The sequence below is a fragment of the Legionella jordanis genome, assembly GCF_900637635.1.
GTDB classification, from domain to species: Bacteria; Pseudomonadota; Gammaproteobacteria; order Legionellales; family Legionellaceae; genus Tatlockia; species Tatlockia jordanis.
The window spans coordinates 788325-801771 of the sequence record NZ_LR134383.1 but is presented as its reverse complement, the minus strand read 5'-3'; the positions used below and the strand labels follow the sequence as shown (position 1 = coordinate 801771).

Genomic DNA, 13447 nt, shown 5'->3' with positions numbered 1-13447 from the left:
CCTTTACTCCGTACTAATCACAGCCTGGCTCTGATTGAGTGCAGCCTCTAAGGTATGCCAAGCCAATGTGGCACACTTCACGCGAGCTGGATAAGCTTTAACCCCGGCCAAGACAGACAATTTATCCAGGGAGGCTACCTCTTCTTCATGGGTGACCATGGCATGAAACCGCTGGAACAATTCATGGGCTTCTTCAATTGTTTTACCTTTCAGTGCTTCCGTCATCAAAGAGGCTGAAGCTTGAGAAATTGCACATCCTGAGCCAACAAAACTTACGTCACAAATTTCCTGGCCTTGCAATTTCAGGTACAGAGCAAGCTTATCGCCACATAAAGGATTAAAGCCTTGAGCCATGGCTGTCGCATCCGACATCGGATGGTGATTACGTGGATTGCGATTATGGTCAATGATGATTTCCTGATAAAGCTCACGCAAATCCATAGTCATGCAAATACCTCTTTAACTTTGTGTAAAGCCCGCACGCAACGGTCAATCTCTTCCTCTGTATTATAGAAAGATAAAGAGATGCGGGAGGTCGCCGCCACACCTAAAAAATCCATCAGCGGCATTGCGCAATGGTGGCCGCTGCGAATGGCAATCCCCGCACTGTCTAAAATGGTTCCGATATCATGGGCATGAATCTTCCCGTGCACAAAAGAGACAATAGGGACCTTATGTTTCGCCGTGCCAACGATGTTAAACCCCTTAACTGATTGCACAGCTGCTGTCGCATAATCTAATAGATGCGCTTCATACGCTGCAATCGCTTCCATGTCCAAAGACCATAGGTAATCGATGGCTGCCCCAAGTCCAATTGCTCCGGCAATGTTAGGGGTTCCAGCTTCAAATTTATAAGGCAGAGGAGCATACTCCGTGGCTTCCAAAGTGACGTAGTTGATCATTTCACCGCCGCCTTGATAAGGAGCCATATCATTTAATAATTGTTCTTTACCCCATAAAACGCCAATTCCTGTGGGCCCATACATTTTGTGGCCAGAGAACGCATAGAAATCACAACCCAGAGCCTGCACATCGATAGGTAAATGGGCAGTAGCTTGTGCCCCATCAAGCAAAACCAATGCCCCATGTGCATGAGCCATCTCAATCATTTTCTTGACAGGATTAATGGTCCCTAAGGCATTAGAAACATAATTTATCGCCACAAATTTTGTATTTTCATTGAGTTTGCGCTCAAATTCATCCAAAAGAACTTCGCCCTCAATGGAAATAGGCGCAACCTGCAAGCGGGCGCCGGTTTTTTTACAAACCATCTGCCAGGGAACAATATTGGCATGATGTTCCATGTGCGTGATTAGAATTTCTTCGCCCGGCAAAATCCTTGAGGCCACAAAACTTTGGGCTACGAGATTAATGCCTTCGGTGGTACCCCGCACAAAAATGCATTCACGTGCCGCAGGGGCATTAATGAAACGTTGAATCTTATTTCGAACACCTTCAAATTTTTGGGTGGCGCGGACGCTAAGAGCATGAACAGCCCGATGCACATTGGCATTGTCCTGCTCATAATAATTTTTAATAGCATCAATCACTGTCTGCGGTTTTTGCGTCGTTGCGGCATTATCCAGATAAGTTAATGGATATTCATTAACCGCCTGCGCAAGCACCGGAAAATCCTTGCGGATGTTTTTAATGTCCAATGTTTCAAATGCTGTTGCTAAACTCATACGGTTACCTCAGCTGCCTATGCAGCAGTGCTCTCATCCACTCGGCTAATTTTGGATGTGAAATCATTTGAATATTTTCTTCAGTAAAGGCCTGGATCAAATATTGGCTCGCCTCCTCGCGATTGATTCCACGAGTGGCAAGGTAAAATAAGGCTTCTTCATCAAGCTGTCCTACTGTAGCCCCATGCGTACACACCACATCATCCGCGAAAATTTCGAGCTGTGGTTTACTATCAATTTCCGCATGGTTTGACAGCAATAAGTTTTTATTCTGCTGTCTGGCTTCACTATGCTGTGCCTGTTTAGCCACTATCACTTTACCATTGAATACTGCGCGAGAGCGGCCGGTTAAAATACCCTTGTAATCTTGTTCACTGCGGCAATTGGGCACTAGATGATGCACCGCAGTGTGATGATCAATATGTTGGCCTTCTGAAGGTGCATAAATACCATTCATTAAGGCTTGAGCCTTTTCATCAGCCAAGTCGATGCGGATGTCACTGCGAACCAATTTGCCGCCAATGCTTAAGGAGTGACTGTGAAACTGACTGTTCTTCGCTTGAAATACAGAGGTTTGGCCTATGTGATAACTGCTTTTTGCTTCACGCTGGATCTTGTAATGCACTAATTTCGCATTGCTGCCAGTAAAAATCTCAGTCACAGTGTTGGTGAAATAGTTGCATCCTTCAATCCCGTGATAATCCTCAATGACAGTCGCCTCACTCCCTTCTTCAAGAACAATTAAATATCGGCAATGGCTTGCTTGTTCCTGATCCTGCCAATGGGATAGTACAATGGGTTCATCAATAATAATTCCACTTGGCACATACAGTACAACCCCGGTATTCAGCAAAGCAGTATTTAAGGCATGGAAACCGTGTTCATACTTTAATAATCGGTCAAAATAAGGTTGAAGCTTCTCGGAGTGTTCCTCCAAGGCCTGGAATAAGGGTTGAATAACCACACCCGCAGGCAGGTTGGTTTTAGCCTCTTCCAGGCCCAAAACCGTGCCATTTTGAATGCTGATGAAGTGGCCAACCGCTATATCTGATGCTACAGCGGATTCAGATGGCCTCTCTTGGGGTTTGTCATAGGTTTTCTTAAGGAGAGAATCAACAAGGGTATACTTCCAATCCTCATTATGACGATTTGGGAATCCCAGCCGACAGAGCTCTTGTAACCCCTTCTCCTGCAATGTTGCGACCCAAGGGATATGAGAGAAAGCAGCTTTGGCTTGTTTTTGGTAAAAATCAAGAACCTCACTCATGCTTGTATCGTCTCCTCAAGCCAACTGTAACCTTTTTCTTCCAGTTCATGCGCCAACGATTTATCGCCTGATTTAATAATGCGGCCATTGGCCAAAACGTGAATAAAATCAGGTTCGATGTAACTTAACAGCCGCTGATAATGCGTGACCAGAATAATGGCTCGCTCGGGTGAACGCATGGCATTAACTCCTTGAGAAATAATTCTCAAGGCATCTATATCCAATCCTGAATCAGTTTCATCCAGAATTGCCAACTTGGGTTCCAGGGCCATCAATTGCAAAATTTCGTTGCGTTTTTTCTCACCACCGGAAAAGCCCTCGTTAATGCTGCGGTACAAGAAGCTTTCATCCATATCCAATAAACGACATTTCTCGCGAATGAAGCTTAAAAATTCCATCGCATCCAGAGTGGGCTTTCCCTGTCCTTTGCGAATGGCATTAACTGAAGCCTTGAGGAAGTTAATGTTCGTCACTCCCGGTATTTCCACTGGATACTGGAAGGATAAAAACACTCCTGCCTGGGCCCGCTCTGCAGGTGACAAAGGGAGCAAGTTCTTATTGAAATACTGGACTTCACCGCCAGTTACTTCATAGCTAGGATGACCGGCAAGAACCTTAGACAGAGTACTTTTGCCAGAGCCATTAGGACCCATGATGGCATGGACTTCGCCAGCTTTAACGTTTAAATTAATGCCTTTTAAAATAGGCTGTGCATTGATAGCAACATTCAAATCTTTAATTGTTAACATAACTTAACCTACTGCCCCTTCAAGACTAATACCCAGTAACTTTGTGGCTTCCACGGCAAATTCCATGGGTAATTCTTTCAATACTTGTTTACAAAAGCCATTGACGATCATGGACACGGCGTCTTCCGTATCAATACCTCGTTGTTGACAATAAAATAACTGCTCTTCGCTAATTTTTGAGGTTGTAGCCTCATGTTCCACCTGTGCCGTTGGGTTTTTTACTTCAATATAGGGGAAGGTATGAGCTGAACACTCACTACCCATGAGCATGGAGTCGCACTGGGTATAGTTTCTGGCATTGGTGGCGGTAGGCGCAATTTTGACCAAACCCCGGTAAGCATTATGAGCACGACCTGCACTAATTCCTTTAGAAATAATGGTCGAGCGAGTATTCTTACCCAAATGAATCATTTTGGTCCCCGTGTCTGCCTGCTGTAAATTATTGGTTAAAGCCACGGAATAGAACTCACCTACTGAGTCATCACCTTGAAGAATCACGCTTGGATACTTCCAGGTTATGGCTGAACCGGTTTCGATTTGGGTCCAGGAAATTTTTGAACGTTTTCCTCGACAAGCCCCCCGCTTGGTCACGAAGTTATAAATCCCACCGCGTCCTTCCTTATCGCCGGGATACCAGTTTTGCACTGTAGAATACTTAATTTGTGCGCCATCCAGGGCAATTAACTCCACCACAGCTGCGTGCAATTGATTTTCATCCCGCATGGGTGCCGTGCAACCCTCGAGATAAGATACATAACTGTCCTGATCGGCAATAATCAAAGTTCTTTCAAATTGCCCAGTTGATGCCGCATTAATGCGGAAATAGGTGGACAGCTCCATTGGGCAGCGAACCCCTTTGGGAATATAGACGAAGGATCCATCACTAAAAACGGCGGAGTTAAGGGCTGCATAAAAATTATCGCGATAAGGCACCACAGAACCTAAGTATTGTCGCACCAAATCTGCATGTTTATGCACTGCCTCGGATAAAGGACAAAAAATAACACCGACCTCTGCCAATTTGGCTTTGAATGTGGTTGCCACAGAGACACTATCGAATACAGCATCAACCGCAACCCCTGCGAGCATTTCCTGTTCCCTTAAAGGAATTCCGAGTTTTTCATAAGTTCGCAGCAATTCAGGGTCTACTTCATCCAGACTTTTTGGTCCTTCTTTTTTGTTTTTAGGCGCTGAGTAATAGGAAATCGCCTGGAAATCAACGGCCGGGTAATGAACGCTAGACCATTCTGGCTCTGACATGGTTTGCCAATGTCGGAAGGCCTGTAAGCGCCACTCCAGTAGAAACTCAGGTTCCCCTTTGATTTTAGACAAACGCCTGATAATGTCCTCATTCAAACCAGGTTCAAAGGTGTCCACTTCGATGTCGGTTACAAAACCATGTTGATATTCCCTTTCAAGCAGGGAATTGATTTGTTCATTGCTTTTAGCCATGACTAACTCCACTTGCCAACTGTCGAATGCGATCGATTTCGACCGCTTGCAGAGTTGGCTTTGCTAGAACTTCCAGACTGACACTATCCAGTGCTGCTTCTATTGCCTGACTGATTAAACGCCAATTTCCCTTGACATGACACACGCCCTGCAAAGAGCACTCGCTATGCTGTAAGCTGCATTCGGTCAATCCACGCTGCTCCTCCAGAGCATAAATGATTTGAGACACTGAAATGTCGGCAGCTGAACGTTGCAAACGGTAACCACCGGTCACACCACGAACGGAATTGAGTAAACCTGCAGCGGTTAAACGTTTTAGAATTTTGCTGACGGTGGGCACAGACAAATGAGTATGTAAGGCAATATCGCGAGCATTGCACAATGTTTCTGAATGCTTCGCCAAATAAACCATAACAACTGTTCCATAATCAGCCAATTTGCTGATGCGCAGCATAGCACCCTCATCACAAATAATCTAGTACCAAATAAGTCTTATTTACTTTGTTAATATAGTACTAAATTGGTTCTATTTAAAGCAAAGGAAGGATAATACTCTATTTTGAAAAGATTAGGAAGAATAAGGCGATTGTTCACTTTATTGAATAAAGATTAGAAATCAGATTTGAATCTTTACCCTCTACTGCACGCATAGTCTATTTTTTAATCTTTTAGTATTTGCACGGGAGGAATGGCGCTGAACACCATTTAGGCTTAACTTGTTGATGGATGAACCTCCTCTATTTTTTTATTTGAACGTGTAATTGGCCATCAGGACCAATCCAAGCCCTTTTCATAACTTCCGTATTGAATGCAATACCCACATCCCCCTGGGGATTAAGGGCAATCACACCCATTTCTCCACCACAATCTTTGTTGCGCACATGAATGACATTCTGACAAGCTTCCTGAATACCCATATTATGCATTTCACACATCACAGAAATGCTATGGCCAATCACTCGGGTTATCAGGAATTCCCCCTCTCCAGTTCCTGACACCGCACAAGTATTATTATTTGCATAACAGCCAGCGCCAATATGGCAGCTATCACCGACACGCCCTGGGAGGCAATTGCTTGTCCCCCCCGTAGAGGTAGCAGCTGCCAGATTTCCAAAATGATCAAGAGCAACTGCCCCCACCGTGCCATAAATTTTTTTCAGCAGAATGTCTTCATAACTTTCATCACGAAGCTCTTCGAATTCGTCATATTTGTGTTCAGCTATGAAATAGGCAGGAGGCTTTAAGGTTAAGTTATGGCGTTTAGCGAATTCCAGGGCTCCATAACCCGACAATAGTACATGATTGGTTTTTTCCATGATGAGACGCGCTAAACTTATCGGATTTTTGACCAAGCGCACCATCGAAACTGCACCTGCATCAAACTTGCGACCATCCATTATGGAAGCATCCATTTCAACTTCCCCATCGCAATTGAGTGAAGAGCCTCGACCCGCATTAAACATCGGGTTATCTTCAAGAATTTTCACTGCTTCTTCCACTGCATCGACAGCGCTGCCATTGCTTTGCAAAACCCCATAACCGGCACGAGCTGCATCAGCCAAACCTTGCTCTGCTTCTTTCATATGAGCTTTTAAAAATGGCGTATTAGGTCCTGCCCCACCGTGTACTGCAATTGCAATTGTCATTTGTTTAATCCGTCAGTGATGCCAAAAATTATTTCGTCTTATAGCTGGAGGACATAGCAGGATTGGCCAGTTCTCGGGTAGCAATCGAAAAATGGCAGCCTTTAACCAGAAGATGAACCCTTAAATTTTCAACAAAAACAGCCTCTCCCTCTTTCACTTGCGTGATGTTGGTTTGTCCAATGTCTCTGCCATCTATGATGACCACCATGCCTGAGCCGCGACATTCTGCATCACTTCCATCTTTGATGATTAAAGCAGTGTCTTCACCCAAACCGATACCCAATTGTTCGGGATTCATAATAATTGCATGAGCCAAACGTCCAAACCGCCCGCGTTTAATGAAATGAGTATCAATGATGCATGTAGTTAAAAAACCCAATCCAGATGAAGTCGCTAAATTACGATAGAGCAAAGCTTCTGTTAATCCGCCACTGGTGATCATTACGGAGGACATTACCATGGCTCCAGCGCTGGTACCTGCTACAATAAATTCACTGTCGCAAAGATACCTCTCTTTGATGATTTCGACGACCGGAGTCCCGCCAAGAATGGTGGCAAGCCGAAATTGATCTCCTCCAGTCAGAAAGATAGCACCAGCCTCTTGAACGCGCGTTAAATAACTTTTCTGCCTGGCTTCTGAGCGCTCCTGGATATGAAGGAAACCAATGTGCGGATAACCAAGCTCAAGAAAAACTTTTTGATAAGTTTTTTTAACCTCCTCAGGGAATTCTGAGCCAGTGGTGATGAGTTCTATCTTTTTCTTTCTCGAGCTGGGGAGTAGCTCATTTAGAATTTCATAGCGAGAAAATTCTTTTTTCTGCTCCATAATATCGGGAGGCTGATCAACTTTATCTTCAGCCCCCCCAATAATCAGTAATTTTCCTTTAGGCTTTGCCATCGCAACTCTCATTACATTATAAACTCTTCCTCGAATTTCCGTTTTTCTTCCAATATAAATTCGGCTGCATCAAACACATCATCCACTGCATAAAAAATAAAACTGTCCGGAGAAGCGCTTGATATGGCGTGACGAACTGCTGAGAACTCTTCGGAGATGACCATTACTTTTCGCTTTAACTGGGCTGATTCAATTCCCTCCCGCAGCAATCTGGTTGTTTCTTCGTTGCTCCTGCCCCGATCGTCTTTATTATGGCGAATAATAATGTCATCAAAAATTTGAGCCGCCCAATAACCTAAACGCCTAATGTCTTCATCCCTTCTATCTCCAGATGCAGCAATGATGCCAATTTTATACTTGCTAGGGATGGAGGTTAAAAATTTACTTAGCTCAACATAAGCATCTTCATTATGAGCATAGTCAACCATGACTTGAAAATCACCAAAGTTAATGATGTTCATTCTTCCAGGCGTGTTTTCAAAACAGGGCTGAAATTCATACAAACTCTGCTGGATCAGCTTAGCAGAAAAGCCGCTAATTACTCCGGCAAGAACAGCAGGAAGGATGTTTTTAATCATCAAAACAGCGGTACCATTAAAACTCAGCGGAATCTCGTTTAATTGTGCCAATTCAAGTTTTTCTTGTTCACGTTGTACCACAATCACATTATCTGCCACATAGGCCGCCAGCCCACCCGATAAGCAATGATCCTTAATGCGCTGAGTTTCCTCCAGTGCAAATAACGCAACCTGGCAGTCTAAATCCTCTTTAAGCCCGTAAACGCGTTCATCATCCGCATTCAAAATGGCATAACCTTCTTTCTTTGTACTGTAAGCTACAACTGCCTTAACACGCGTTAGCTCCTCAAGGCTATGGATATCTTCCAACCCCAGATGATCGGCACTAATGTTTGTAATAATGCTGATATCGCACTGGTCAAACCCCAATCCAGATCTTAAGATGCCACCTCGTGCACATTCCAGGACAGCAAAATCTACGGAAGGATCCTGCAAGATTGCAGCAGCGCTCAATGGCCCGCTGCAATCGCCACGGTATACCAAGTTACCATTTAAATAAATTCCCTCAGTGGTGCTGAAACCAACAGAATGTTTGGCTTTTTGGGCCAGATAGGCAATCAAACGCACTACTGTGGTTTTGCCATTTGTTCCTGTTACTGCAGTAATTGGAATTCTGGCCGAGCTTCCTCGAGGGTAGAGCATATCAATAAAGGGAATGGCAACATTTCTTGCTAAACCTTCGCTGGGTGCCAAATGCATCCTTAAACCTGGCCCAGCATTTACTTCGATGATCGCACCGTTTCCATTTGCAAGAGGACGTCTTATGTTTTTACAAATGATATCAATGCCACAGACGTCAAGACCAATCAAACGAGCAACGCGTTGGGCCAGAGCCTTGTTATCAGGGTGAACTATATCAGTAACATCAGTCGCCGTACCACCCGAGCTTAAATTGGCGGTATGTTTAAGATATAAAATTTTCCCGCCGGGCAGCACAGTCTCAAGACTTAAATCATGTTCAGCCAAAATGGAGAGGGTATCTTCATCTACTTTTATGGCAGTTAACAAATTCTCATGAGCCTTGCCCCTTTTTGGATCACAATTTGCCTTATCTATTAGCTCTTGAATGCTGCATATGCCATCTCCCACAACGAATGCAGGCGTTCTCTTGGCAACAGCAACCACTTCGTTATTAATCACAAGAAACCGGTAATCATCTCCCTGAATAAATCTTTCTACGATGACTTCATCCGCTACTTCTTTCGCTAAATTAAAAGCGTGCAATGCCTTTTCTTTACTAAAAATATTAGTGGTGACGGCTCGTCCATGGTTGCCATTGATAGGTTTTATTGTGAGAGGGAAATGAAGTTTATCAACAGCCACATGCAATTCAGACAATGAGCGGACGGTTTGCCATTCTGGAACAGGAATAAAAGAGCGAAACAGTAAATTTTTGGTCATCTCTTTATTCGCAGCCAGGTCAACCCCAATTGCAGAGGTATTTTCAGAAACACTGGCCCAAATTCGTTTTTGCTTACATCCCTGGCCAAAAATAATTAACGAACTCTCCGGTAAGCGTGTGTATGGGATTTTTCTTTTTTTTGCTTCATCCAAAAGAGCTTGTGTACTTGGTCCTAGTTGCTCTTTTTCAAACAACCGTTTTAATTCAGCAAGGTCTTCTTCCAACAAATGGTAATCTTTTCCTTCAGCCAAACACCTTGCAATGTTAACTGCAGCATAACCTGCATAAACTCCAGCCTCTTCAATGTCATAACTAAAAATAACATGGTAGACGCCATGCTCATGAGCACCATAAGTCCTGCCAAAACCACAATCCATGCCGGCCAAATTCTGCAGCTCGAGGGCAATATGTTCAATCACATGCCCCAACCAGGTTCCCTCTTCAATCCTCTTAAACAAACCGCCTTCACAACCGATTGAACAGGTATGGCTGTAGAGACTGGGGATTAATTGACTAAGCTTTTCTTTAAATTCAGGTAAAAGGTTTGTAGGAAGATCCTCATACTTTTCCAAATCCAATTTAAGCACAATCAGTTTTTGGCGATAATTTGACCAATAATTAGGGCCTCTTAGGATTTTAATATTTAAAATATTCACTTAATCATTCCTTTGATTATCGTAATTTTTAGGAGCAAATATGAAGATAGCAACATAGCCCGTTTAAGTAAATAAAATCAGAGAGTTCCTCTAAGTCTGCTTCTCCAAATCCATTTCTTTTTTATTAAATGCCAAGGTAATCATAAGGAATACAAAATAGATAATGCCCACGAATGCACATAAAAGGCCAAAAAGAATATTATTGTGGGTGCCGTAAAGATAATTAGCGACTTCAATCCCCAATGCTTGAATGATCATCCCCATCATGGTCATAAATGCCGAAGTTGTGCCTTTACCTACCGTGGTTGAGAAAAGAATTAAGCGGTTCAGGGGAGCTGTTGCTACCCCTAAACCAAAGAAATAGACAATTAATCCTGGCATTAACCACAGATAACTTCCGCCTAACAGCAATGGCATTAAAGCCGTCAATAGGAGACTTAACAACGAAATTATTGAACCAGTTAAAAGGATTCTCTTCAGTGATCCGCGATAGGTTAGTCTTTGTAAAAACCAGTTGCCTGCAATGCTTGCGCCAAAAAGAGGCATTTGCCATAAGCCATATTCTATAACGGTCAAGTTGGCATCTTTAATTAGAATAACGGGAGCTAAAGCGATCCAGGCAATACAAGGAAGCCCCAAAAAGCCTACCCCTACCGAGCCAAAACATACCGAAGGATTTAAAAATAAGTGTCTGTAGTTTTTCGCTACAATTCGCGGAGAGAGCGAAATGGCTTTGATTTCCTCGCCATCCGTTTTAGTTTGCCCGACGGGTTCAGGCATAAAACGATACAGCCCCCATAAGGCTATAACAGCAAAAAAACCGATGATAATGAAAATAAACCGCCAGCTGTAATAATGGACGAAAACCGCTCCGAGCAATGGCCCGATTAAAGGAGCGAGGATGGCCGCATTAGCCATGATTGCAATCAATCGAACAGCATCCATTTCAGCAAAGATTTCCTGCAAAGTGGCGTAACCAATGACTGCAATGAAGCACAACCCCATTCCTTGAAAGAAACGAGCAACTAAAAATTGTTCAATAGAGGTGGAGCAAGCAATCAACAACGTGCAAACAAAGAAAAAAGTGGCACCAAAGATCATCACCGGGCGCCGTCCATAACGATCTGAAATGGGGCCCAGGAATAATTGTAAACTGGCACCCCCGAGGATATAGGCCGTTAACGAACTGGCAATGGCGGTCTCAGGACCGTGGAAGGAACTTACCACTTTCACCATGCCAGGCATGATCATGTCGTTGGCAATATAAGTTAAAAATTCATACATCACTAAGAAGCCAGCGTAAATTAAGGCTTGCCTGCGACTGATATTAATTAAGGGTTGTGGCATGATGATGTTCTCTTAAACGGCAAATTTACCGCAGATTATTTTTTCGTTCCAGACAGCTAATGCCCTATTAATAAACGATCTGTCGAGAGACATTGTCGTTTGCAGAAAACTCGTTTACTCACTCACTTAGTATAAATTTTTTCATTAACGATCAGTTCTTGTTTACTTTATTTATTTACCAGTTTATTTGCTCAAATGCAATACATGAACAAACTGAGCAATTGACTGTCAATAAATTTAAGTTATAATTCGGCCTTTCAGACGATTGGATTGACGATGAAAGGAACTATGAGATCTATAACTCGAACCTTAGTTGCTATTACCTGGTTAGCGTGTTTTGCCTTTCCTTCTTACTCCGAACCCGGTAATTTAAGTGTATTAAAATCAGAGATTAAGCAATATCATGATTCTGGTTCATACCAAAAAGAATTGGAGCGAGTTTTATACCAGGCGCAGGATTATATTCTCAAACAAGCAGAAATCAATCAAAAACAGAAAAATCCTAAAAAATTGGCCATCGTTCTCGATATTGATGAAACCAGCATCAGCAACTACAACAGCATCATTCACAGAGATTTCGGTGCTGATCTCAACCAAATACACAAAGACATATTAGAAGCCAATGCTCCGGTCATTGCACCTACTCTCGCCTTATATAAAGCAGCTATGGAACATAATGTAGCCATCTTTTTTGTCACCGGTCGCCACCTGTCTGAATTGAAAGCAACCCGTTTAAATTTATTGCGTGCAGGCTTTAAAAATTGGGCTGGTTTGTACTTAAGACCCGATACATACCGTGATTCATCCATCGTTCCCTTTAAAACAAAGGCTCGTGAATCCATCACGAAACAAGGCTATACCATTGTGGCCTCCATTGGTGATCAGCAAAGTGATCTAAAGGGTGGCTATATGCAAAAAGGCTTCAAATTACCAAATCCTTTCTACCATCTTCCTTAATGTCTCCTGCTGCTTAAGAACTGCTCTGAAGGGGCCTCCTGGCCCTCTCCCAAGCTTAATTTAATCCTGAATTAAATAAAAAAATACCTCTTAAAATAGACTGTTATTCATTACTCGCTATTTGAACATTAACCTTCTATAACTATCTTATGCAGGAGCGGTTGAAATTCAGCCAGTTATTGATTTTAGACTTCAATTAGACAATGTATGACTAAAAATGAGTTAATGGAAAAAGTAAAGCTAACGTTTAATCTACCGGTTAAAAGGGAGCTTCTTATCTTACATCACGAAGAACTTCAAAGGTTTTATGTGAAAGGGCATTTAACCAAGGACAGTTTTATTTCTTTAAATACCCTGATTGTAAGAGTGCTCCAGCAACATTTTACCATTGAGCAGATTGAATACGTCTATCAAAGCAAATTTTTGGATAAGTATTTTTTGGACTTAAGCGACCAAATGAGACTTTGGCTGCAATTTCCCGAAGACGATTTCTTCCTCTGTCATGGATGGTTAGCATTGCTTTGCAGTTTAAGGTTAAAAGCCAATTACAAATTACATTTTTCGGAAGAAATCAATTTCATTAGCCCCTGTTACAGCCTGCATACCCTGTCCTACTTTTTTGATTTTATTTCTCCCTATCTCGATGCGGGTCAAAATCAAATTTTGGGGGGGTTTGAATTTTCTGATCCACGTAAGAAGAGGGTTATTATGTTTAAGGATGGCTTAATCCATCACATAGACTGTACTTTGCAGAATATTTTGCTTACAAGGTAAGCACTATTGCTTGAGCGTAGACAAAATTAGGAAGGC

General features: G+C 42.8%; 12 protein-coding genes. 2 read left to right on the top strand and 10 right to left on the bottom strand.

The annotated features are described in order from the left end of the window. Positions 1 to 3: 3 nt before the first annotated feature. The 10 genes from sufU to EL203_RS03755 form a co-directional block, all read right to left on the bottom strand. Complete coding sequence (gene sufU / locus EL203_RS03800; protein WP_058470444.1) at positions 4 to 447, bottom strand: Fe-S cluster assembly sulfur transfer protein SufU; 444 nt, start codon at positions 445 to 447, stop codon at positions 4 to 6. Further along, entirely contained in the window at positions 444 to 1685 is a 1242-nt protein-coding gene (locus tag EL203_RS03795) for a cysteine desulfurase (RefSeq protein ID WP_058470445.1), read from the bottom strand. Before EL203_RS03795 ends, sufU begins: the two co-directional genes overlap by 4 nt. 4 nt (positions 1686 to 1689) lie before the next feature. Next, positions 1690 to 2952, bottom strand: coding sequence for a Fe-S cluster assembly protein SufD (sufD, locus tag EL203_RS03790; protein ID WP_058470446.1), 1263 nt, complete (start codon positions 2950 to 2952; stop codon positions 1690 to 1692). Then, positions 2949 to 3701: a Fe-S cluster assembly ATPase SufC gene (gene sufC / locus EL203_RS03785; RefSeq protein ID WP_058470447.1), complete on the bottom strand. Its 753-nt coding sequence runs from the start codon at positions 3699 to 3701 to the stop codon at positions 2949 to 2951. Before sufC ends, sufD begins: the two co-directional genes overlap by 4 nt. Positions 3702 to 3704: 3 nt before the next feature. Further along, positions 3705 to 5153, bottom strand: a complete 1449-nt coding sequence (gene sufB / locus EL203_RS03780; protein ID WP_058470448.1) for a Fe-S cluster assembly protein SufB — start codon at positions 5151 to 5153, stop codon at positions 3705 to 3707. Further along, positions 5146 to 5607, bottom strand: a complete 462-nt coding sequence (locus tag EL203_RS03775) for an SUF system Fe-S cluster assembly regulator (RefSeq protein WP_058470449.1) — start codon at positions 5605 to 5607, stop codon at positions 5146 to 5148. The genes sufB and EL203_RS03775 overlap by 8 nt, the downstream gene beginning before the upstream one ends. Positions 5608 to 5890: 283 nt before the next feature. Next, the gene (locus EL203_RS03770; protein ID WP_058470450.1) at positions 5891 to 6799 is read right to left on the bottom strand and encodes an isoaspartyl peptidase/L-asparaginase family protein; all 909 of its coding nucleotides are present in this window, start codon (positions 6797 to 6799) and stop codon (positions 5891 to 5893) included. 28 nt (positions 6800 to 6827) lie between these two features. Further along, on the bottom strand, positions 6828 to 7697 hold the full coding sequence (locus EL203_RS03765) for a cyanophycinase (RefSeq protein WP_058470451.1): 870 nt from the start codon (positions 7695 to 7697) through the stop codon (positions 6828 to 6830). A gap of 11 nt (positions 7698 to 7708) precedes the next feature. Further along, on the bottom strand, positions 7709 to 10333 hold the full coding sequence (cphA, locus tag EL203_RS03760) for a cyanophycin synthetase (RefSeq protein WP_058470452.1): 2625 nt from the start codon (positions 10331 to 10333) through the stop codon (positions 7709 to 7711). A 90-nt stretch (positions 10334 to 10423) separates the two neighbouring features. After that, positions 10424 to 11680 (bottom strand): MFS transporter, encoded by a 1257-nt coding sequence (locus EL203_RS03755; RefSeq protein WP_058470453.1) that lies wholly within the window; start codon positions 11678 to 11680, stop codon positions 10424 to 10426. A gap of 276 nt (positions 11681 to 11956) precedes the next feature. Here EL203_RS03755 and EL203_RS03750 point away from each other — a divergent pair, with 276 nt between their 5' ends. Both EL203_RS03750 and EL203_RS03745 read left to right on the top strand, forming a co-directional pair. Beyond that, positions 11957 to 12637 (top strand): HAD family acid phosphatase, encoded by a 681-nt coding sequence (locus tag EL203_RS03750; protein WP_375232619.1) that lies wholly within the window; start codon positions 11957 to 11959, stop codon positions 12635 to 12637. A 207-nt stretch (positions 12638 to 12844) separates the two neighbouring features. After that, positions 12845 to 13411, top strand: a complete 567-nt coding sequence (locus EL203_RS03745; protein ID WP_122256272.1) for a hypothetical protein — start codon at positions 12845 to 12847, stop codon at positions 13409 to 13411. Positions 13412 to 13447 lie beyond the last annotated feature (36 nt).

Coding starts and splice junctions, on each gene's coding strand:
- sufU (WP_058470444.1), bottom strand. CDS start 447: ATGACTATGGATTTGCGTGAGCTTTATCAGGAAATCATCATTGACCAT.
- EL203_RS03795 (WP_058470445.1), bottom strand. CDS start 1,685: ATGAGTTTAGCAACAGCATTTGAAACATTGGACATTAAAAACATCCGC.
- sufD (WP_058470446.1), bottom strand. CDS start 2,952: ATGAGTGAGGTTCTTGATTTTTACCAAAAACAAGCCAAAGCTGCTTTC.
- sufC (WP_058470447.1), bottom strand. CDS start 3,701: ATGTTAACAATTAAAGATTTGAATGTTGCTATCAATGCACAGCCTATT.
- sufB (WP_058470448.1), bottom strand. CDS start 5,153: ATGGCTAAAAGCAATGAACAAATCAATTCCCTGCTTGAAAGGGAATAT.
- EL203_RS03775 (WP_058470449.1), bottom strand. CDS start 5,607: ATGCTGCGCATCAGCAAATTGGCTGATTATGGAACAGTTGTTATGGTT.
- EL203_RS03770 (WP_058470450.1), bottom strand. CDS start 6,799: ATGACAATTGCAATTGCAGTACACGGTGGGGCAGGACCTAATACGCCA.
- EL203_RS03765 (WP_058470451.1), bottom strand. CDS start 7,697: ATGGCAAAGCCTAAAGGAAAATTACTGATTATTGGGGGGGCTGAAGAT.
- EL203_RS03755 (WP_058470453.1), bottom strand. CDS start 11,680: ATGCCACAACCCTTAATTAATATCAGTCGCAGGCAAGCCTTAATTTAC.
- EL203_RS03750 (WP_375232619.1), top strand. CDS start 11,957: ATGAAAGGAACTATGAGATCTATAACTCGAACCTTAGTTGCTATTACC.
- EL203_RS03745 (WP_122256272.1), top strand. CDS start 12,845: ATGACTAAAAATGAGTTAATGGAAAAAGTAAAGCTAACGTTTAATCTA.